The sequence below is a fragment of the Nocardia nepalensis genome (assembly GCF_048910785.1).
In the GTDB taxonomy this organism is placed as follows: Bacteria; Actinomycetota; Actinomycetes; order Mycobacteriales; family Mycobacteriaceae; genus Nocardia; species Nocardia nepalensis.
Genome location: NZ_JBKBET010000040.1, coordinates 328345 through 348936, shown reverse-complemented (window position 1 = coordinate 348936; position 20592 = coordinate 328345). Strand labels below are relative to the sequence as shown.

Here is a 20592-nt window from a genome sequence, read left to right as displayed (position 1 = left end):
GCGATGAAAGTGCTGGTCACCGGGGCAGTCGGGTTCATCGGGTCGCGGTTGCGGACAGCGTTGGCCGCGGCCGGACACGAGGTGGTAGGTGTCGATGTGCTCTTCGAAGGGGCGCACGGGCCGGATGCGAGGGTGCCGGACGGGGTTTCACGGGTAGATGTGCGCGATGCCGATGCGCTCGAGCCATTGCTGCGCGGTGTCGACACCGTATGCCATCTCGCGGCCGTCACCTCCGCGCCCGAATCGGCGGTGTTCGCCGCGCACAACGATCTCGGCACCGCGGTATTGCTCGATGTGATGGGGCGGGCAAAGGTTCGTCATCTGGTGCTCGCCTCGTCCATCGTGGTGTACGGGGAGGGGCGCTATCGCGGAATGAACAGTGGGCCGTTCTTTCCCGGTCTGCGGCGGCGCACTGATCTGGATCGAGGCATGTTCGACCACCTCGCCCCGCGCACCGGGGAACTGCTCACCTGGGAGCCGGTCACCGAGGATGCCCCGCTGCGTCCGCGCGGCAGCTACGCGGCCAGCAAGCTGGCCCAGGAAAACTATACCCTCGCTTGGGGTTTGGCCACCGGTGCGGGCGTCACGGCCCTGCGGTATCACAATGGCTACGGCGAGGGCGGCGCGCGCTCCGGATTCATCGGAAAGTTCCTCGACGCACTGGATCTCGGACAGCCGCCACTGGTCGATGAGGACGGAGGTCAGGTCAGGGATGTCGTGCACGTGGACGACATCGTGGCCGCCACGGTCGCCGCGGTAGACCGCCGCCTGCCCGGCTTCGTACCCCTGAATATCGCCTCCGGCCACCCGATAACCATGTGGGAGGTCGCCTCGATCATGTCCAGGGCCCGCGGCGGCCCGGCCCCGATGGTGACCGGCCGCTACCGTCTCGGCGACGTCCGCCACATCGTCGCCGACCCGGAACGAGCCAGGCGCGCCCTGGGTTTCACCGCCCGAATCCCACCCGCCCAAGGCCTGGCCGAACTCGCGGCACCCGCAGTGGAAACGACCACACCCCGCCCGGAGTCCGCTCCGCTGCACGTACGGGTCGCTCCGAACGCCCCCGCGCCACAACGTCCCGAGCCGCATCCCGCCGCGTCGATCGCAAAGGCCGCGGACCCGCACCCGCCCGCCCCCGAACGTCAGTCGCGTCCCGCTACACCGATCGCGAAGGCTGCAGACCCGCAACCGAACGCTGCAGCAGCGAACATGAAAACCGCCGCGCCCAACCCGGAATCGGCGACACCGAACGTGAACGTTGCCGCCCCATCGCCCGATTTGGCTGCCCTGAGAGCGGAGATCGCCATGCCGAGGCCGTCGACACCAAAGCCGAGCGAGTCGGCGCTCCCGGGTGGAGCGTCTGCGCCGAGGGCGGAAGCCGCCATCCAGAGGTCGGCGACGCCGCCAGTTGAGTGAGTCGCGCTCCAAGCTGGAACCCTCTGCGTCGAGCCCGGGAGCCGTCATCGAGTGGTTGGTGATGCCGCCAGCGGAGTGGGGGGTCTGCTGGGTGGTGCGGCTGTGTCGAGGTGGGGAGCCGTCGTCGAGTGGTCGGTGATGCCGCCAGCGGAGTAAGAGGGCTCTCCTGGGTGGAAGTGCCTGCGTCGAGGCCTGAAGTCCAGCGGTGGGTGACGCCGCCAGTTGAGTGAGATCGGCGCTCCAAGCTGGAACCCTCTGCGTCGAGCCCGGGAGCTGCGGCGCCGCCCTAGTCCGCGTTGCCGCCCGGAAATCCAGTGCATGGGAGGCAGATGTTCGGCGACTGATCGGATCGGAGGGGCTTGGTACTTCGGGGCGGATCGCCTGAATGGCACCGGATCCCTTGTCGCGGTGGTCATCACGCCGGTGTGCCGAGTAGCCCTTGGGCGTGGGCGGCCTGCGCCGACACCTCGTCGGTCACACCGTTCCTGATGAACTGCGCGCGAAATTCTCGTCCGCCTTGCGCCCGTTGGTATCCGGCGGGTGTATGTCCGGTGGCAAGCTGCCGCGCGGTCTGGTGCCCTTGTTCGCTCCGCGGGTGTGAGCGGTCAGGGGTGTCCGGGGTTTTCCACGATTTCGAGTTGCACCAGGACGAATTCGGGGGAGGGGGAGTCGGGGGTGCCGGCGGGGAGGGGGGAGATCTCCAGGTCGGCGATGATCCAGCCGTCGTTTTCCGATGCCAGGCGGACGCCGCGGAGTTGTTCGCGGGCCGCGCCGGAGAGCATTGTGTTGCGTGCGGCGATGATTCGGGATCGGTCTTCCGGATGCGGGACAGTGCGTTCGTCGATGCTGGCCCAGCGCATCGCGGGGACGGGTTCGGTGACCCAGCGGATCAATCGGATCTGGGCGGTGTCCACGATCGCGAGGTAGAGGTTGGGTTGGGCGCGGCGCAGCATATCGAGGGCGGTCGCCTCGAAGGTCTTTCGTTGCGGTGCGACGCTGTCGGTGACGTCGACGGCCAGGCCGAGCCAGCGGTGTCGATCCGCGACATTGTCGGAATTACGGGTTGCCACCAGCAGCGAACGCGGGCCAACCTTCGAATGCACGGTGGCCGTGCCGAGCCAGCGGGAGGCGGGTTCGGAGCGGGTGAGGGTGGCGACGAGATCCAGTGCGCCGTCGAATCGTTCGACCATCTCGAAGGATTCGGCGCCGACCCAGTGGGTGCGGTCGACATCGAAATGCGGCCCGAGGCCACTCATCAGCGCATCCATGCGACGGGTGCGCGCATCGACCAGGAACGGCGCGACCCCGGGCCGCGGCGGCGGATCACCGGTCCCGACCCACAGATGGATTCCGTACACCTGCTTGTCCTGACCGATTATCGGCACGGCCCGCAAATGCCGCCCCGACCATGCCTGCCGAGACAGCGGCAGCACCTGATCCACCACCGACCCACTCGCATGCGCGGCGGCAACCAGCGACTGCAGCCGAATGGGCACGGCCCGCTGAAACGACTTCCATTCGCGCGGCGCCGTTCCGACCGCCAGCACCGACCAACTGTCGGCGCCCCCCAACGTTTCAACCAGCATCCAGCGCTCAACGATCACTTCGTCCCCCTCCCACCCTCGAACCTACGACACCGTCACCGCTGATAGCCAGTGCATATAGTGCACGACCCGACAGCAGTCAGCGCGTAAGCCGTCCCCCCGTGTTCGATCGAAACCGACATCTCCAGCGTATGCCGCGCCCGGCCGATTCGCGTCGTGCGGTTAGTCCAACGTATCCAGTTGGCACATGGGCTGGTCGAGCGTTGGCTCGACGCGTCTGGTTAGTGCCGTGCCTGGTCGGTTCGTGTCGTGCTGTTGCCCAAGGTATCCGGTTGGCGCCGAGGTCGGTCGGGTGTTGGCTCGACGCGTCTGGTTAGTGCCGTGCCTGGTCGGCTTGTGTCGTGCTGTTGCCCAAGGTATCCGGTTGGCGCCGAGGCCGGTCNGTGCCTGGTCGGCTTGTGTCGTGCTGTTGCCCAAGGTCCGGTTGGTGCCGAGGTCGGTCGGGTGTTGGCTCGACGCGTCTGGTTAGTGCCGTGCCTGGTCGGTTCGCGTCGTGCCGTTTGCCCAACGTATCCGGTTGGTACCGAGGCGGGTCGTGCGTTGGCTCGACGCGTCTGGTCAGCCCAGTGGTCGGTGCGCTCGTGGCGTGGTGCCACGTTCGGCGACCGCTTTCGGTCTATTGCGCTTGGCACCGAGGCCGGTCGGACGTTGGCTCGACGCGTCTGCTCAGTGCCGTGCTTGGTCGGTTCGTGTCGTGCCGTTGCCCAACGTATCCGATTGGCACATGGGCCGGTTGAGCGTTGGCTCGACGCGTCCGGCTAGTGCCGTGCCTGGTCGGCTTGTGTCGTGCCGTTCGTCGAATGTAGCCGGTTGGTACCGAGGTCGGTCAGGTGCTGGCTCGACGCGTCTGGTTAGTGCAATGGTCGGCTGGCTCGTGGCGTCGCGCCACTTTCGGGCATCGACCTCGTTCGGGCTACTGCGCCGGGGTCGCGAAGGCGTCGGCGTGTGCGTGCGCCCACTGTTCGAAGCTGCGCGGTTCTCGGCCGGTTACCTCCTGGACGGTGGGGTACACCTGGGATTCGTCCAGTGTGCCGTCGACGAAGAAGCTCCAGAAGGCCTCGACGTACTTTTGCGGCATGGTGGCTTCGAGTTCGGCCCGCGTCTGCGCGTTGGTCAGTCCGTGACATACCAACGGTCGATCGAGCACATCGGCGAGCACCGCGATCTGGTCGGCGGGCAGCAGTGCCCGTGCGCCGGTCAGTTCGAGGATTCGGCCCGCCAGTTCGCCGCCGGTCAGGGCGACCGCCGCGACGGCCGCGATATCGGCGGGGTCGATGGCGGCGACGGGCACGTCGGGGAACTGGGCGCGGATCACGTCGCCCTGCGCGAGCTGGGGCAACCAGCGCAGCGCATTCGACATGAACGAGCGCGGGCGCAGGAAGGTCCATGCCAGTCCGGATTCGCGCACATCCCGCTCGGCTTGCGTCATATAGGCGGAGACCGCGTTGTTCATATCCTCGAGCGCCGCCGAACCACCCGAGAGCAGGACGACATGCTGCACGCCTGCCTTTTTCGCGCGGGCGAGCAGGTCGGGGGTGTCCGCGTAGCCCGGCAGCAGGAACATCCCGGTGACCCCGTCCAGGGCCTCGGCCATGCTCTCCGGCCGATTCAGATCGCCCGTCACCGCATCGACACCGGCGGGTAGCCGCGCGCGAGCGGGATCGCGGACCAGCGCACGCACGGCAGTACCGGAATTGCTCAGCGCCGCAACCAGTTCCGTGCCGATGTTGCCTGTCGCGCCGGTTACCAGGATCATGTTCGCTCCTTCAGTGTCGCACTGAGTTCGGTCGACGAATTGCTCATCACATGATGCGAAATCGCCGTAAACCTGCCGGAACGGCCCGTGTCGACCGAATCGAGATCGCCGCACCCGCTTCGACCGTACATGCGGCGAGCGGAGTTAGGCTCGCGCAGTGGAAACTCCGCTACGGCTAGAGGTCATCGTGGCCAGTACGCGCCCGGAGCGATTCGCTCCGGTGGTCGCCGACTGGTTTCTGCGTACGGTCCGCGCCAGCCCCGAATTCGATACCGGCGTCATCGATCTCATGACCACCCCGCTCCCGACGGACCTCGTCCCTACCGCCGAGGTAGCGGCCTACCGCGAGCGTCTTGCCGCCGCCGACGCCTTCGTCGCGATCACCTCCGAGTACAACCACGGCTACCCCGCCTCCCTGAAAACCGCCTTCGACAACGCGAAACACGAATGGCGCGCCAAGCCGATAGGATTCGTCTCCTACGGCGGCCTCTCCGGCGGCCTGCGCGCCGTTGAACAACTGCGTCAGGTGGTCGCCGAAATCCACATGGTCTCGATCCGCGAAACCGTCAGCTTCCACCAGGCGAAGAAGCAATTCGACGAATCGGGCAACACCCAAGACGGCGCCGCCATCGACGCCGCGGACCGCCTCATCCGCCAACTAGCCTGGTGGGCAAGAACCCTCCGCACCGCCCGCACCACAGACCCCTACCCAGGCTGACCCCCGCCGATCAAGATCAGGTGGCACTGGTGGCGGGGGCTTCTCGGGCGATGCCGCCACAGATTCCACGTGATCACATGTCCAACTGAGGGGGGTGGGTGGTGGCGTTCGGGTTGGGTGGGCTGCGGTGGGTCCTGTTGTTCTGCACCGACTTCTCGGGGGTGCTGGACCCGGATGGTTTGGCGTTCCGTGGTTTTGCCGGTGCAGTGCTGGGCGCGTCGTGTGCCGTACCCGACTTACCTCCCGCAGCCGGGTTGGCAGGCCCGCGGCTTCCAGCTCGGTCGACTGGCTGTGGTTGCGTTCTCGAGCGTTTCGAGGGGAGTCAAACGGTGGTTGGGCCGCCGACCCGCAACCGCCGTTTGACTACCCTCGACAATGAATTGCTCTAGAACGCAACCACAGCCAGATGACCACGCTGGAAGCTGTTGCCTGCCTATGCGACTGCGGGAGGTAAGCCGGGTACGGCACACGACGCGCCCAGCACGGCTTCGGGAAAACCACGGGCCAGCCGCAATCCTGGGCCGCCCGGACCTGGGCTGTCGGTGCCCGACCACAGGACCTACCGCAGCCCGACCAACCAACCCGCTCACCTCGTGTGCCCGCTCAGAGCGGCCCTCTCAGCTCTGCATCCCTCGGATCTGCTCAGCCTCGATCGCGCGCAACGAAGGGCGTTGTTGCGGACTCCCGGCCATCGCCCGCCGACCCCTCGGGTGTCCGATATAGAGCGGCCCTGTCAGCTCTGTATCCTCGGGCCGCCTGCTCAGCCCTGATCTCGCGCGACGAAGGGCGTTGTTGCGGACTCGCAGCCATCGCGCGCCGACCTCTCGGGTGTCGGATGTAGGTCGCGGCTCGGAGCGGCCGTCTCAGCTCTGTATCCCTCGGACCGCCTGCTAAGCCCTGATCCCGCGCAGCGAAGGGCGTTGTTGCGGACTCGCAGCCATCGCCCGCCGACCCCTCGGTGTCCGATGTAGGTCGCGGCTCAGAGCGGCCGTCTCAGCTCTGCATCCCTCGAATCGCCCGCTAAGCCCTGATCCCGCGCAACGAAGCGCGTTACTGCGGACTCCCAGCCATCGCCCGCCGACCCCTCGGGTGCCCAATGTACGTCGCCTCGCGCGGAATCGACACCAGCGTCAGGTCGACTTGAGCAGTCCCCGTACGCAGCACCACGTGGTTGCCGATGGCACCCGGCTGGTGGATCGACAGATCTGGTCGAGTTGCGGGCCAGCCCATCGGATCTCCAGTCACGTAGATTGTCGTGACACCGGCGTGCGGTGCGGGAGCGAGCACACCATCGACCACGGTCGCCGTGAAGCCGGCATCGGATTGATGCGTCTCCACTGCGATCTGTAGCCGCTCCGGATTCCCGATCGTGGTCACCAGGTTCTCCCAGGCATGCGCCCGGTCGGTGCGGATGAGAATGCGTTCACCGACCGCGAGCGCGCGAAACACCAACTGCTGGGCCAGATACAACTCACCGGCCAGATAAACCGTCGAGATGCCGGTACCGACGATGCGGACCGCGACACCCTGCCCCTCGTCGTCCGAGCCGATGAGCTGACCGCAGCCCGAGGACGGCAGGTGGAGTGCGCCGATCACGTCGATCGGGTACTCGGTCACCGGGACGGCGTCGTCGAGATGCGGAACGGCCAGCGGCAGATGCGCGAGCAGCCCGTCGCGGTGCCGTCCGTTCATCGAGATCAAACCCTTGAGATTGCCGCGTTCCGGCAGCTCCCGTGCGGTCAATCGCCAGGCCGCGCCGATGCTCACCGATTCGGCCGAACTACCGGGACGCAGCCGCACCGCGACCGTGGTACCGCGCGACGGCGCGACCCACAGCTGCGAGAGCAGATCCGAGCCGAGCCGCTTGGGATCCACTGCGCTGCCGATGTTCACGCTGTTGCCGATCTCGGCGTAGCGCCAGCGGTGGGTCAGCGTGCGCGGGTCGAAGCCCTGGGTGATCTGCAGGACCGCCTTGCGGATCTCCGGTGCGGTGAGAATCCGGGCGCTGCAGTCGGCGTCCTCGAGGGTGCGCATAATGCGTTGCGTCGCAATGGTTACCGCGCGCGACGCGCCCTCACTACCGCCGCCGCGCCGGGCCGCGGCCTCCGGGCAGGCGATCGCGTCGAAGCTGATGGCGAGCCAGACATTGCGGTGCGCGGTGGCGGGCAGCGGCCCGAGCAGCGATTCGTAGATCTTGCCCGCGGGCGTGCCGGAGCGGCTGCGGTGACCGTGGCTGATGACGTCGATGCCGCTGAGCAGAATGTCGTGCTGGTTCAAGCATTTGGCCAGTTCCGGCAGCGGCAGCAGGTGCGAGGCGTGCACGGTGGTGCGGGCGATCCTAGTCAGCCCGCCCTTGGGCGCCAGCACCTCGACGACCGCGACGACCCGGCTGCCGTCCCAGTACAGCCCGAGTGAGCGCCCGTCGGAGCCGCGGAAGTCGACGGTGTCGCCGATCTCGTAATCGCTGCGGGTCAGATAGCGCCACCAGGTGGCGATCCAGTCCAGGATGGTGCGCTTGGCGATCGGGATCAGCGGCAATAGTCCCGCGACCACCGCGACGCCCAACGCGGGCCACGCGCCCAGTCCGGCGAACAAGGCGAGCAATCCGGCCGCGAGTCCGATCACCTGCGCGATCAACAGGTTTCGCAGCGAGATGCGCCCGAGCAGCGGACGTGGTCCCGCCCCGGCTTGTTCGGCCATCGTCATCCCCCAAGTACCCGGTATCGGCCGTTTCGCATCGGCCGAGCTGAACAATAGTCCTCGGGAACTGTACTGTGTTCCGCGAACGCGAGCATTGTTCGGGGAGGGAAACATGCCTTCAAAACCCACTACACGTTGGCAGGTGAGCGGTTACCGCTTCCTGGTCCGCCGGATGGAGCACGCCCTGGTCCGCCGGGACGTGCGAATGTTGCACGATCCGATGCGCTCTCAGTCCCGCGCGTACGCGGCCGGACTGATCATGGCCATCGTGGTGCTGGCCGGTTGCGGCGTGCTCGCACTGCTGCGCCCACAGGACAAGATCGGCAGCAATAAGATCCTGATCGGCAAGGAATCCGGCGGCGTCTACGTGGTGATCAACGATGTGGTGCACCCGACGCTGAACCTCGCATCGGCCCGGCTGGCCGCCGGTTCGCCGGACAAGGCCGTCATCGTCAAGGAATCCGAGATCGGCAAGAAGGCCCGCGGCCAGCTGATCGGCATCCCGGGTGCGCCCTCCTCGCTGCGCTTCGACAAGGACGGCAAGGGGCGGATCTGGACCGTCTGTGATCAGCTGAAGGTCGACGGCAGTAAGGATCTCACCACCTCGGTGCTGGCCGGTGAGCTCTCGCTCGGCGAGAAGGCATCGGTCATGGGCAGGGATAAGGCGCTGCTGGTCAAGGGCAAAGACAGCGTGTATCTGGTCTATGACAACAAGCGCGCTCGGGTCAACATGAACGACCGTGCCGTCACCGACGCCCTCGGTATCACCGGCGCTATACCCCGGCCGGTCGGAGAGGGTCTGCTCAATGCGATCCCCGAGGTGCTGCCGATCGTCCCGCCCCCGATCAACAATCCGGGTGGTTCGGTGAGCTACCCGGCCAACAACCACCGGATCGCGGAAGTGGTTCAGGTGCCGTCACAGCCTGACGTCTACTACGTCGTGCTGCAGGATGGTCTGCAGCAAATTTCGAAGTTGACGGCCGACATCATCCGCAACGCAAACCGCTCCCCATCGGACAACACCCGCATCGACGAGGCAGACCGAACCAACGCATGGGTCTCCAAGACACTGAAAGTCGACGACTACCCGCAGCACGCACCCTCGATCATCGACTACAAGAACCAGCCGATCAGCTGCCTGTCCTGGAAGCCACTGGCGGCCGCCGCGGACAATAAGGACGGCGGCAATCGCGCCGAGCTGTCGGTGCTGACCGGTGTGGCACTGCCGATTCCGGATAAGGCCAAACTGGTGCCGCTGGCCCAGGCGGACGGTTCCGGTCCGAATGCCGATTCGGTCTACATTCCGCCGGGCACGGGCGCATTCGTCCAGACCACCGGCATCGAGCCGGACAGCCGCCGCAAGGACAGCAAGTTCTACATCGCCGACACCGGTGTCCGCTACGGCGTCAAGGACGCCGATGCGGAGAAGGCGCTGGGCATGGATTCGGATTCGGGTACGAAGGCCGAACCGGCGCCGTGGCCGATCGTCGGCCTGCTCGCCTCCGGTCCGAGCCTGGCCCGCGCGGATGCCATGGTCGCCCACGACGGCGTCGCCGCGGACCCGTCACCGTCGAAATCGCCTGTCGCATCGGCGAACTGAGCGACTAGACGAGCAAGTCGGGCAGGGGCTGTGTAGTGCGGTGCCCAGTGTTGGTGGCTTATCGGAGACGCAGTAGCCGGTCGCCGGTCCGATAGAGTTCGATCAGCAAGGGCCGCAAAGCTTCCCCGGCAGGTGTAAGAACGTACCGGGTGCGGATCGGGAATCCGGCCAGCCTTTCCTGGCTGACCAGCCCGTCGTCGCGCAGGCCGTGCAGGCGGTCGGTGAGTACCTTCGGGCTGATCTCCGGCAGCCGCTCGGCCAGCTCACTGAACGAGCTCGGACCGTGCATGAGTTCCCGCAGCACCAGGGTTGTCCAGCGGCCGGAGATGCCGACAGCGCCACCTCGACCGGGCAGGCGGTGTCCGGGCGCTGGGTCCGGCCGGATTCGGTCCATCATCGACAACCCGTTCGGCGTGATGGCCCGACCAGACGAGTGAGTCCGAGGTCTCGGTGATGCCCGGACGTGGGCGGAGGAGTCCTCGTCTAGTCCTCGACGGCCGGAGTCGCGGCGGCCCGCAATGCGGCGACTTCGGTTCGTAGCGAGCGGATTTCGTCGATCAGCACGGTGATCTCGCCTTCGGTGCGGTCGGTGGTCACCTCGACGGCCTTTAGCTGGTCCATCACCCAGCTGGTCGTGGTGCCGATGGCGAAACTGATCAGGCCGATGCCGAGGGTCATCAGGATCAGTGCGATCAGGCGGCCGTGCACCGTCACCGGATACACATCGCCGTAGCCGACCGTGGTGACCGACACCATCGACCACCACAGCGCGTCGCCGAAATTGTGGATCTTGCTATCGGGCGCACCGTATTCGGCGTCGAAGAACGCCAGACTGCACAGCACCAGCGTCAGTGCCGAACTGGTGCCGACGAATATCGCGAGACGGGCGCGGGTGACCCGATTGCGGTTGAGTTGGTCGAGCACCAGCAGCGCCGCCCGCAACAGCCGCACCGGCCGAAACGGCGGCAACAGCACGATCAGCAATTCCAGCGGGTGCGTGCGCACGAACCGCCAGCGATCGGTGGACAACCACGTCCGGACGCCGAAGTCCGCGGCGAATACCGCCCAGATCAGGATGTCGACCCGTTCGAGCCAGGCATCGAGTCGCGGCGACGCACCGGTGTCCAGCACATGCCATGCGTAGACGCAGATGAAGAGCACGGCCAGCACCAGCATGGGGATACCGGTCGTGCGTTCCCAGGTTTGTCTACGACTCGGTCGTCCTCCGTCGTGTTGTGTTGCGTGCATGGGAACTACCTGGATCGATCGGGCGCGACACCTATGTACCGCCGTTTGCCACGACGACGCTACAACTCCTCCGAGTTGACGCCGAACCGGCGCCGGATCGGGAACGAGGCCAGGTAGCCGAGAACCAGTGCGGTGCCGATGACCCCGGTTCCGATCAGCGCGATATCGCGGGCCCGATGGTCCGCGGGCGGCGCCGGTGCGGGCACCGCGAGCTGGGTGCTCTTGGCCGGACTCGGCCGTTTGGGCGGCAGCGGTGCGCTGCTCACCTCATCGGTCAGCGCCGCGACCGGATCGACCGCGCCGTAACCGATATACGGACTCCACCCCTCGGCGGGCGCATGCGCGGTGGCCTGCATCCGCTTCACCACTTCCAGCGCGCTCAACTCCGGAAAACGAGCACGCACGAGCGCGACGACACCGGATACCAGTGGCGTCGCGAAGCTGGTCCCGCTCATCGCCTGTTGCTGCCCTTGCTGATTCACGGTGCCGGTGGCGGTTCCGGTCCCGCGCGGATCCAGCGAGACCATATTCTCGCCAGGCGCGGCCACGCTCACCCACGGGCCGGGCACGGTGAACTTCGACGGTGCGCCGTTCGAATCGATCGAGCCGACCGAGAGCACGTAATCGTCCCAGCGGGCCGGGCTCACATTGACCCTGACGTTGCTCCACGGATCCGCGGACGGATTGAGCGGATCGATGATCTGCTGCTCGGTCTTGCAGGAGCCGTCCTGGTTGCCCGCGGCGACGACCACGACCACGTTCTTCTCCAGCGTCGCGTATCGCACTGCGGCGCCGATGGATCCGTCGACGTCATTGGACGAACCGCACCACACCTCGGAGATATTGATGACGCTGACGTTCGCGTCGGCAGCGCGCCGGATCGCCGAGGCCATGGTGGCCAGATTGCCGTAGCCCTCGGGCAGGTCGTCGGGATTGCGCTCCCTGGACCGGCCCTCCTTCTGATACATCTTGCTGGTCTGGCGGATCGTCATGATGCGCGCTTCCGGCGCGACACCGGAGAACCCCTGACCGTCCACCTTCGACGCGGCGATCAGTCCCGCGACGAAAGTGCCGTGCCCGTCGCAATCCTCGGTGCCGTCACCCGAGTTCGCCACGAAGTCGCCACCGGCGATCAGTCCGGGCAACCGGGGATGCCGAGCGACACCGGTGTCGATGACCGCGATGGTCTGGCCCTCGCCCTTGGAGAACCGCCACGCACTGTCCAGATCGAGTGAGCGCTGTGCCGTGGGGATCGTCGCGCCCTCACCGCCGGAAACGGTATTCGAGCAATCGGAATTCGCTGGCCGCTCGGTCTTTTCGGGCGGCGCCGCGGGATCACCAGCAGGCAACAGACCCGGGTTCACCGTAGGCGGGTGATCCGCGGACGCGACGCCGACACCCAATGACGCGCTCATGCCCAACGCCACGACCGCGGCCGCGACGCGCAAATGCCTACTCACAGCCCGCGAACGAGCGAGTAGAGCGAGGCCACCCAGAACACCAGCGGCAGCACGGCGGCCACGAACGCGTACTCCAGCAGTTCGACGCCGCGGCGCATCGGCGGTGTGGCGGACTGGTTCGGAATGATGATGCCGAGAATCAGCGCGGCGACCAGCACGACCATCGCCGCCCCGAAGACGGCCAGCGGCTGCTCCATGCCGATGGCCACGCCGACCATCATGATCAGCACGATCGCCGCGCCGCCCGCGATCAGCACGACGGCCTGTTCCGCGCCGGCGTAGGTGCGGCTGCGGAACATCAGCACCACCGCGGTCACCAGCGCCAGCGCGATACCCGGCCAGTACGGATCCCCCGCACCGGGATCGGTGGCCGCCAACGCACCGGCCACCGAGACCAGCGTTGTCGCCGAAACCAATCCGGCCAGGTACATCCGGGCCCGCTCCGACTTCACCCGCAGCGCATCCATGGTCGGCAGCGCCCGGTGATCGTCCGGATCGTCCTCGGTCGGGTCGATCGGGGTGCCGGGGGAGGGCACCGGCGGCAGCGGCAGGCTCGCCAGCAGCATCGAAACCCGTGGCGCGAGCGAAAGACCCGCGAGTCCGAGCGCCGCGACGACCGCGCCGATGGCCTTCTCCTCTTGATCGGTGAGCACGCCGACCAGCCCGGACGGAACGGCATACACCGCCAGCGTGGCCGCGCCGATGAACAGTGCCAGCCCGACCCCGGTGACGCGCCACGCGAGAATCGCTGTCGCACCGAGCAATACCGAACCGAGCAGCAGATGCGCCCAGCCGTAATCGTCTGGCACGAACAGCATTCCGGCGGTGAACGCGGCGGGCAGCGCACAGCCGCCCAGCACCAGCGCGGTCGAGGTATCGCCGTACATCCGGCTCAGCACCATGCCCGCGATCACGAGCAGAATTCCCACGGTCAGCGCGAGAGAACCGCTCACCCAGCCCGGCAGCGCGTTCTTGGACAGCAGCAGGCCGAGGCAGCCGACGATCATGGTGAGCGCGGCGAGCACCGAACCGGTGATCCGCGCGACTTTCGGTGTCCAGCTGCGGTAATGGTCGGCGTCGGCGATCGCGACGTTGTACATGATGTCGTCGAACAGCGGCGTCGGCGCGGTGTGCGAGGCGCTCTCCAGCATCAGCAGCTCGCCGTCGCGCACGCCGTGCTCGCCGAGACTCAGCGAATTGGAGAACGGGGGATGGCCGATCCGGGCCAGCACCCATTCCGCGGGCTCGAAACGCTCGCCCTCATTGTCGAAGTCGTTGGTACGGCTGTGTTGAGCGACCATATCGACGACACTCGGGATCACCAGCGCGACCGGCACATCGACCGGAATCGCCATGTCCACCTGGGTGTGCTTCGCGAGAATCGTGACCCTGGCAAGGTCGGGCGCACGGACGATCCCGCGCGAGGATTCTTCGTCGATGTGGTCAAGTCGCGCGTGCGTCAAGCTTCCCCCAACTCGGTCTCTACCTCGTATTTCCACGTCCCGGGAGCTAGGGGGCCGAGCTTGCGAACCCACCGTTCGGGCAGCAGAATGCTGGTCGAACTGTACGACATGTCAGCTGTGCCCTCTACACTGAGGCCGAAAAAGTGCAGCTTGCGAAGAGGGGGATCTCGTTCGATGAGTACCGTCCGGTTCCAGCGGCGTGCGCGTCGCGAGATGCCGCGCTCGCCCGGGGGCGAGGTCACACTGCAGCCGCCGCCCGAAATCCCAAGGGTGACACCGGGCAGCCTGGTATCGAAGCTGATGCCGGTCGTGATGGTCGTCGGCATGGTCGGCATGATGGCGCTGCTGTTCACCCAGGGCAGCAGCAGCATCACGTCGAACCCGATGAGCATGATGTTCCCGATGATGATGGTCGTCTCCATGGTCGGCATGTTCACCGGTCAGGGCGGCGGCAAGGGGCAGAAGGCGGCCGAGGCGAACGAGGACCGCAAGGACTACCTGCGCTATCTCGATCAGGTCCGCAAGGATGTCGACCAGACCGCCACGCAGCAGCGCGCTTCCGTCGAATGGAGTCATCCGGAGCCGGCCCTGATCTGGATGCTGGCCGGAACTTCCCGCATGTGGGAACGTCGCGCCGGCGACAAGGATTTCTGCCACGCCCGCATCGGCATCGGCGGGCAGCGGCTGGCCACCCGTCTGGTCGCGCCGGAGACCGGCCCGGTCGAGGAATTGGAGCCGATCGCGGCGGTTTCGCTGCGCCGCTTCGTGCGCGCGCATTCGACGGTTCCCGATCTGCCGACCGCGATCGCGGTCAAGGGCTTCGCGACCATCGCACTCGACGGCGATCGCGTCGAGGCCCGCGATATGACCCGCGCAATGCTGTTGCAGCTGTGCATGTTCCAGGCGCCGGACCAGGTGCTCATCGCCATCGTCTGCGGCCCGGACACCGCCCGCGAATGGGAGTGGACCAAGTGGCTGCCGCACACCCAGCATCCGGACGCGCAGGACGGCATCGGCACCCAGCGCATGTTCTACGGCTCGATCCGGGAGGCCACCGCCGGCCTGCATCCGTTGCTGGCCAACCGCGTTCGCTACTCGCGTAACCAGCCCGCCAACGCCAACCTGGTGCATATCGTCATTGTCGTCGATGGCGGCCTGCTGGAGGCCGAAGAAGACCAACTTCGTGAATCCGGCTACGAGGGCGTCACCATTATCGACTTGTGCGGTTACGCACCGCGTTTGGCCGTCTCGCGTGGCATCAAGATGGTTGTCGAGAACGGTGAATGCGTCGGCCGTGGCGCCACCGGAAACCAGGAGCGTTTCGCACTCATCGACCGGATCAGCCCGCAGCAGGCCCAGCAGGTCGCGCGCCGCCTGGCCCCGTACCGTGCGGCGACCCAGCGCAGCAGCGACGTCGAACACGATGACGCCGAAGTGATCTCGACCTGGACCCAGCTGATGAAGCTCGGCGACATCGGCGCGTTCAACCCCGAACACGCCTGGCGTCCGCGTTACGGCCGCGAGCGGCTGCGCGTCCCCTTCGGCGTCGGCGCCGACGGCGCGCCCATCGAACTCGACATCAAGGAAGCCGCCGAGAGCGGCATGGGCCCGCACGGATTGTGCATCGGCGCAACCGGTTCCGGTAAGTCCGAGTTCCTGCGGACGCTGGTGCTCAGCCTCTTGGCCACGCACTCTCCGGATCAGCTGAACCTGGTGCTCGTCGACTTCAAGGGTGGTGCGACCTTCCTCGGTCTGGATGGCGTGCCGCACGTCGCGGCCGTCATCACCAACCTCGAAGAGGAAGCCGACCTCGTCGACCGTATGCGCGACGCGCTGGCCGGTGAAATGAACCGCCGCCAGGAAGTGCTGCGCCAGGCGGGCAACTTCGCCAACGTCTCCGAATACGAGAAGGCCCGTGCCGCAGGCGCCGACCTGGACCCGCTGCCCGCGCTGTTCGTGGTGCTCGACGAGTTCTCCGAATTGCTCACCCAGCATCCGGATTTCGCCGAACTGTTCGTAATGATCGGCCGCCTCGGCCGCTCGCTGCACGTGCACCTGCTGCTCGCCTCGCAGCGCCTCGAAGAAGGCAAGCTGAAGGGCCTGGAGAGCCACCTCTCCTACCGCATCGGCCTGAAGACCTTCTCCGCCAACGAATCCCGCCAGGTCCTCGGTGTCCCCGACGCCTACAACCTGCCCGGCATCCCCGGCGGCGGTTACCTCAAATCCGACTCCGGCGAGATCCAGCGCTTCCAGGCCGCCTATGTCTCCGGTCCCTATGTCGGCGGCGGCTCGCAGCGCGAGGTAACCCAGGCCGGAGTCGCGGGCGGCGAAATCGACGTCAAGGCACGGCCTTTCACCGCCACTCACGTCGACTTCCGCGCCATCGACCGGGTCCCGCTGCCATCGGAACCGACGCACGATCCCGAACCGCAATCCGAAGACGGCGAACAGATCTCCAACCTCAACATGCTGGCCTCCCGCATCCGCGGCCACGGCCGCCCGGCCCACGAGATCTGGCTCCCGCCCCTGGACGAGGCCCCCACCCTCGACCAGCTCATCCCGCGCAGCGTGCTCACCGGCGAATACTCCGCGGTGGCGACATTGCGCGCGCCGATGGGAATCGTCGACCGCCCGTACGACCAGCGGCGCGACCCCTTCGTCGTGGACCTGTCCGGCTCGCGCGGCAACGTCGCGATCGTCGGCGGCCCGCAGTCCGGCAAATCGACCGCGCTGCGCACCATGATCATGGCGCTGTCGCTCACCCACACCGCCGAACAGGTGCAGTTCTACTGCCTCGACTTCGGTGGTGGCACCCTGTCCAGCCTCGAAGGCCTGCCGCACGTGGGTTCGGTGGCCAGCCGACTGGACGAGGACAAGGTCCGTCGCACCATCGCCGAAATGACCACCGTCGTCCGTCAGCGCGAGGCACGATTCCGTCAGCTGGGCATCGAGTCGATGACCGAATTCCGCCGCCTGCGCGCCATGGACCCGGCCAGCAGCCCCGGCGCCGCTGGGGCGCACGAGGATCCGTTCGGTGATGTGTTCCTCGTGATCGACGGTTTCAGCTCGATCCGCCAGGACTTCGACCCGCTCGAGCAACCGATCATGAACCTTGCGGTGCAAGGCCTTTCCTACGGCGTGCACGTCGTCATCGCGCTCAACCGGTGGGCCGAGGCGCGACCGGCCCTCAAGGACCAGATCGGTACCCGCATCGAGCTGCGCCTCGGCGACCCGATGGACTCCGACCTCGGCCGCAAGTTCGCCGCCCTGGTACCCCAGGGTCGCCCGGGCCGCGGCATGACGCCGGAATGCCTGCACATGCTCACCGGCCTCCCACGCATCGACGGCAGCTCCGCCCAGGAAAACCTCGGCCAAGCCGTCGCGGACGCGGTCTCGACCATTGCCCGCCTGACACCGGGCCGCCCCGCGCCCGCGGCCAGGATGCTGCCCGAGATGCTGCCGCGCGAGCAGCTGCTGCAACTGGCCGGAAATTGGCCTTCGCAGGTCACGCCCGGTACCAAATGCATGCGAATTCCGCTCGGTATCAACGAAGCCGAGCTGGCTCCCGTGTACCTCGACTTCAACGAGAGTCCGCACTTCATCGTCATCGGCGACACCGAGAGCGGTAAGACCACGCTGCTGCGTTCGATCATCGAGGGCATCGCGGCCTCGAATTCTCCGAACGAAGCTCGCTTCATCCTTGGTGACTACCGGCGCTCGATGCTGGGACTGGTGCCCGACGGATACCTCGCCGGATATGGTTCGACCGCACCGCAGTTCACCCAGAACATGAACGATCTTGCGGCTTATGTCACCCAGCGGACGCCGGGCTCGGACGTGACTCCGCAGCAATTGCGGGACCGCTCATGGTGGCGCGGCCCGGAGCTGTATGTCATCGTCGACGACTACGACTTGGTCGCGTCGTCTTCGGGCAATCCGGTGTCGGCTCTGGTCGACCACCTGCCACACGCTCGGGATCTGGGCTTCCACGTGATCATCGCTCGACGGTCCGGCGGTGCGAGCCGCGCGATGTACGAGGCGACGCTCGCGCGCATGAAGGACCTCGGGTCGGCAGGTTTGATCATGAGCTGCAATAAGGATGAAGGTGTGTTGATGGGTAGTACCCGTCCAGGCCCGAAGCCGCCCGGGCGTGGCACCTATGTCACTCGCAACACCGAAGGGCTTATCCAACTGGCGTGGATGCCTCCGGCGGAGTGATGCCAAGCGTCGATCTGGTTGTTACGGATACCCGCATCTGGGCGCGTGGCCCGGCCACGCATTGGGATGCGCCGCCTTCGGTAGTACTTGGCAGCAACGGGAATCTTGTTGTCGGCGAGCCCCTTACACCACCGACGCAGGTGAGTTCCGCGGTCCAGTACGTCGGCGCGGACCGGATTGCCTTGCTGCCGCGTGTTCCGGCCATCGGCGAGGCGATGACCGCGGTGATCGACACGGTGCTACGGAACCTCGGTGTCGCGATTCCGTGCGAACAGGTCACCGTCGTGTGCCCGACCGAATGGGGCGGGCGACGACGCGCGGTCATCGACGATGCCGTGCGTCGCTTCGCCACCGATATCGTGTTCGAGGACATGGCAATACGTGCCGTAGTCGCGGATGCGGGCGCCGCGCGCAGCAGGCGCACGGTCGTGTTGGAGTTCGGGCCGCTCTCGACTACCGCGACCGCCGTCGTGCGGAGCCAGCAGGGCATTCATATCGAATCATGTGAATATGAACCGAATCTCGCGATATCCGATATCGAGCAGGAAACTGACGGGTTCGACGAGCTGTCCGCACTTTTCGAGCGTCTGCTCGCTGGTCAGCCCGCCGATATGGTTCAGGCGGTGGGTGTTTCGGATCCGACGAAACTAGACCTCATCAGGTCGGTGGTGCAGCAGTTCTGCGGACCGAGCGTAGAACTGCGTGCGATCGCCGGAGCTGATCTGGTACGTGGACCGCGACCGGAGCCGGAATACCAACCAGAGATCACGCCATTGCCGACGACGGAATGGATGCAGCCGCTGCGGCAGCGGGCCGCGGCCATGCAGCCGCCCGGCCGCAATACCAAGGCGTATGTGTTCGGTGCTGTCGCCGCGGTCGCAGTAGTCGCGGCAGCAGTCGTCGGGGCAGTATTCGCTTTCGGCGGCTCAGATGACAGCCCCAACGCTTCGCCCGCGAGCACATCCACGCGGCTGACCAGCGCCCCGAAGTCGCCCGATGCGCAGCCGTCGGTGACGGCAGCGCCCAAGAGCACATTGGAAAGTGTTGGGCGCCTGCGCTTTCAGATACCAGCCGGATGGCGCTTTTCGCAGACGCCCGATCCGAACAAGCCGAGGGTTGATCTGGTTCCCGAGGATGGAAGCCGGATGCGCATCACGGTGATTCAGACATCCGTCGCATCGGGTACCGGCTACGAGCAGGTCGCCGCGAATCTCGAGACACAGATCAAGCAGCGGCCGAACGGCACACTGAGCGATCTGAAGCGCGACGTAGTATTCGGCGGAAAGTCCGGACTGGCATACACCGAGCAGCCCGGCGACGGTTCAACCGTGCGCTGGCACGTGCTGGTGGAGCACGGACTTCAGATCAGCACCGGGTGCCAGTACATCGGAGACTGGCAGTCGATCGCCCAGACCTGCGAACACTTCGCGGGGTCCATCCAGGTCGCGCCGTAAACCGTTCTCTCAGTAAGACATCGAGCCGTTTCGCGCGACGCGTTACCTGTTCGGTTGTCCCGCACAAACATTCGTGCCCCCGACAAGCTGCCGGGGGCACGAATGGTCTGAGGTCTCTCAGAAGAGCCCGGCGAGAGCGGTATCCGTGCCCTGAAGCTCGGAGTTGCCCTTGTCGACAAGCTGAGCCGCGCCGTGCAGCGTCGTGTTCAGCTGGGTGACGTGCTGATTCCAACTACGCTGGAATTCGGCGAACGAGTCGTTCGTCGCACCCTTCCAACTGGTGGCGACGAACTCCTCGACCTTCTTGTGGAAGGCCTCGAGCTCATCGCGAATGCCTTCGGCACGCTTGATGATCTGCCGGGCTCCATCCGCTACACCTTCGAAGTTAGCGGAGATATTCTGCGATCCAGCCATTGTTCAGGCTCCTTAAGTTGCGCGTATCTGGGTCTAAACCGCGGGCAGGTCGAGGCTGGAAACCTGGGCCTGAACCTGCTGGGCGAAGTCGGTGTCTTGGCTCTCGAACGAGGACCCGGCCTTGATCAGCTTCTCCGAGGTCTCCATCAGCTTGTCGTTGAGCTTGTCGGCCTGGTAGTAGTAGCGCTCCATGAACGAGTTGAAGGCGTCGCGGGCCTGACCCTGCCAGTTGGCACCATTCGTAACATTGTCCTCATCGGCCTTCAGCGTACGAATGGCCTGCATCAGGCTGTTGTGCTGCTCCTTGAACTCCTTCGCCTTCTGGGCGATCAACTCGGGACTAGCTTCAAGATGCCCTGCTGTAGCCATTGCGGCTCCTCCTGTTTCTACTGATGGTCAACGTTGCAGGTGCCAGCTGACCTGTTCATATGGTTGGACGCGTCATGGGCTCGTTCGGTTCCATCCAGTTCGGGAAAACCTGGTGGGCTTCATAGCGTCTCGTCGCCAGCGCGGTCTCGAATGGCTACACCGTGGACGGAAG

13 protein-coding genes and 1 pseudogene are annotated in these 20592 nt (G+C 66.2%); 5 read left to right on the top strand and 9 right to left on the bottom strand.

Going from position 1 to position 20592, the window contains the following annotated elements:
* Positions 1-3: 3 nt before the first annotated feature.
* Positions 4-990: pseudogene (locus ACHQ4I_RS38995) on the top strand (NAD-dependent epimerase/dehydratase family protein); the annotation flags it as partial.
* A gap of 1031 nt (positions 991-2021) precedes the next feature.
* Here the strand turns inward: ACHQ4I_RS38995 and ACHQ4I_RS38990 are convergent.
* Both ACHQ4I_RS38990 and ACHQ4I_RS38985 read right to left on the bottom strand, forming a co-directional pair.
* Positions 2022-3002: a GAF domain-containing protein gene (locus ACHQ4I_RS38990; RefSeq protein WP_420776939.1), complete on the bottom strand. Its 981-nt coding sequence runs from the start codon at positions 3000-3002 to the stop codon at positions 2022-2024.
* Positions 3003-3933: 931 nt separating this feature from the next.
* Positions 3934-4776 carry an NAD(P)H-binding protein gene (locus ACHQ4I_RS38985; RefSeq protein ID WP_420776938.1) on the bottom strand — a complete coding sequence of 281 codons (843 nt, stop codon included), beginning with the start codon at positions 4774-4776 and terminating at the stop codon, positions 3934-3936.
* 157 nt (positions 4777-4933) lie between these two features.
* On the opposite strand from ACHQ4I_RS38985, the gene ACHQ4I_RS38980 reads away from it, so the two are divergent.
* The gene (locus tag ACHQ4I_RS38980) at positions 4934-5494 is read left to right on the top strand and encodes an NADPH-dependent FMN reductase (RefSeq protein WP_420776937.1); all 561 of its coding nucleotides are present in this window, start codon (positions 4934-4936) and stop codon (positions 5492-5494) included.
* A gap of 1050 nt (positions 5495-6544) precedes the next feature.
* On the opposite strand, the gene eccE is transcribed toward ACHQ4I_RS38980, so the two are convergent.
* The gene (gene eccE / locus ACHQ4I_RS38975; protein ID WP_420776936.1) at positions 6545-8194 is read right to left on the bottom strand and encodes a type VII secretion protein EccE; all 1650 of its coding nucleotides are present in this window, start codon (positions 8192-8194) and stop codon (positions 6545-6547) included.
* Positions 8195-8306: 112 nt separating this feature from the next.
* Here eccE and eccB point away from each other — a divergent pair, with 112 nt between their 5' ends.
* Complete coding sequence (gene eccB / locus ACHQ4I_RS38970; protein ID WP_420776935.1) at positions 8307-9794, top strand: type VII secretion protein EccB; 1488 nt, start codon at positions 8307-8309, stop codon at positions 9792-9794.
* A gap of 58 nt (positions 9795-9852) precedes the next feature.
* Here the strand turns inward: eccB and ACHQ4I_RS38965 are convergent, their stop codons facing one another.
* From ACHQ4I_RS38965 to eccD, 4 genes are all read right to left on the bottom strand, one after another.
* Entirely contained in the window at positions 9853-10191 is a 339-nt protein-coding gene (locus ACHQ4I_RS38965) for a winged helix-turn-helix transcriptional regulator (RefSeq protein WP_420776934.1), read from the bottom strand.
* A gap of 86 nt (positions 10192-10277) precedes the next feature.
* Positions 10278-11042 (bottom strand): potassium channel family protein, encoded by a 765-nt coding sequence (locus ACHQ4I_RS38960; RefSeq protein WP_420776933.1) that lies wholly within the window; start codon positions 11040-11042, stop codon positions 10278-10280.
* Between the two features lie 59 nt (positions 11043-11101).
* Positions 11102-12457, bottom strand: coding sequence for a type VII secretion-associated serine protease mycosin (gene mycP / locus ACHQ4I_RS38955; RefSeq protein ID WP_420776932.1), 1356 nt, complete (start codon positions 12455-12457; stop codon positions 11102-11104).
* Positions 12458-12498: 41 nt separating this feature from the next.
* Entirely contained in the window at positions 12499-13965 is a 1467-nt protein-coding gene (gene eccD, locus ACHQ4I_RS38950) for a type VII secretion integral membrane protein EccD (RefSeq protein WP_420776931.1), read from the bottom strand.
* A 174-nt stretch (positions 13966-14139) separates the two neighbouring features.
* Between eccD and eccCa the strand changes: the two genes are divergently transcribed.
* Together eccCa and ACHQ4I_RS38940 are read left to right on the top strand one after the other, a co-directional pair.
* The gene (gene eccCa, locus ACHQ4I_RS38945; protein ID WP_420776930.1) at positions 14140-18183 is read left to right on the top strand and encodes a type VII secretion protein EccCa; all 4044 of its coding nucleotides are present in this window, start codon (positions 14140-14142) and stop codon (positions 18181-18183) included.
* Positions 18184-18323: 140 nt separating this feature from the next.
* A complete protein-coding gene (locus ACHQ4I_RS38940; protein ID WP_420776929.1) occupies positions 18324-19637 on the top strand; it encodes a type VII secretion-associated protein in 1314 nt (437 codons plus the stop codon).
* 117 nt (positions 19638-19754) lie between these two features.
* On the opposite strand, the gene ACHQ4I_RS38935 is transcribed toward ACHQ4I_RS38940, so the two are convergent.
* Positions 19755-20051 carry a WXG100 family type VII secretion target gene (locus ACHQ4I_RS38935; protein ID WP_420776928.1) on the bottom strand — a complete coding sequence of 99 codons (297 nt, stop codon included), beginning with the start codon at positions 20049-20051 and terminating at the stop codon, positions 19755-19757.
* Positions 20052-20084: 33 nt separating this feature from the next.
* Complete coding sequence (locus ACHQ4I_RS38930; RefSeq protein ID WP_420776927.1) at positions 20085-20420, bottom strand: WXG100 family type VII secretion target; 336 nt, start codon at positions 20418-20420, stop codon at positions 20085-20087.
* Positions 20421-20592 lie beyond the last annotated feature (172 nt).

What these genes read in the sequence shown, in the direction of transcription:
- eccB (WP_420776935.1), top strand. Translation starts at nt 8,307, where the DNA reads ATGCCTTCAAAACCCACTACACGTTGGCAGGTGAGCGGTTACCGCTTC.
- mycP (WP_420776932.1), bottom strand. Translation starts at nt 12,457, where the DNA reads ATGAGCGCGTCATTGGGTGTCGGCGTCGCGTCCGCGGATCACCCGCCT.
- ACHQ4I_RS38960 (WP_420776933.1), bottom strand. Translation starts at nt 11,042, where the DNA reads ATGCACGCAACACAACACGACGGAGGACGACCGAGTCGTAGACAAACC.
- ACHQ4I_RS38935 (WP_420776928.1), bottom strand. Translation starts at nt 20,051, where the DNA reads ATGGCTGGATCGCAGAATATCTCCGCTAACTTCGAAGGTGTAGCGGAT.
- ACHQ4I_RS38930 (WP_420776927.1), bottom strand. Translation starts at nt 20,420, where the DNA reads ATGGCTACAGCAGGGCATCTTGAAGCTAGTCCCGAGTTGATCGCCCAG.
- ACHQ4I_RS38965 (WP_420776934.1), bottom strand. Translation starts at nt 10,191, where the DNA reads ATGATGGACCGAATCCGGCCGGACCCAGCGCCCGGACACCGCCTGCCC.
- ACHQ4I_RS38985 (WP_420776938.1), bottom strand. Translation starts at nt 4,776, where the DNA reads ATGATCCTGGTAACCGGCGCGACAGGCAACATCGGCACGGAACTGGTT.
- ACHQ4I_RS38990 (WP_420776939.1), bottom strand. Translation starts at nt 3,002, where the DNA reads ATGCTGGTTGAAACGTTGGGGGGCGCCGACAGTTGGTCGGTGCTGGCG.
- eccE (WP_420776936.1), bottom strand. Translation starts at nt 8,194, where the DNA reads ATGGCCGAACAAGCCGGGGCGGGACCACGTCCGCTGCTCGGGCGCATC.
- eccCa (WP_420776930.1), top strand. Translation starts at nt 14,140, where the DNA reads ATGAGTACCGTCCGGTTCCAGCGGCGTGCGCGTCGCGAGATGCCGCGC.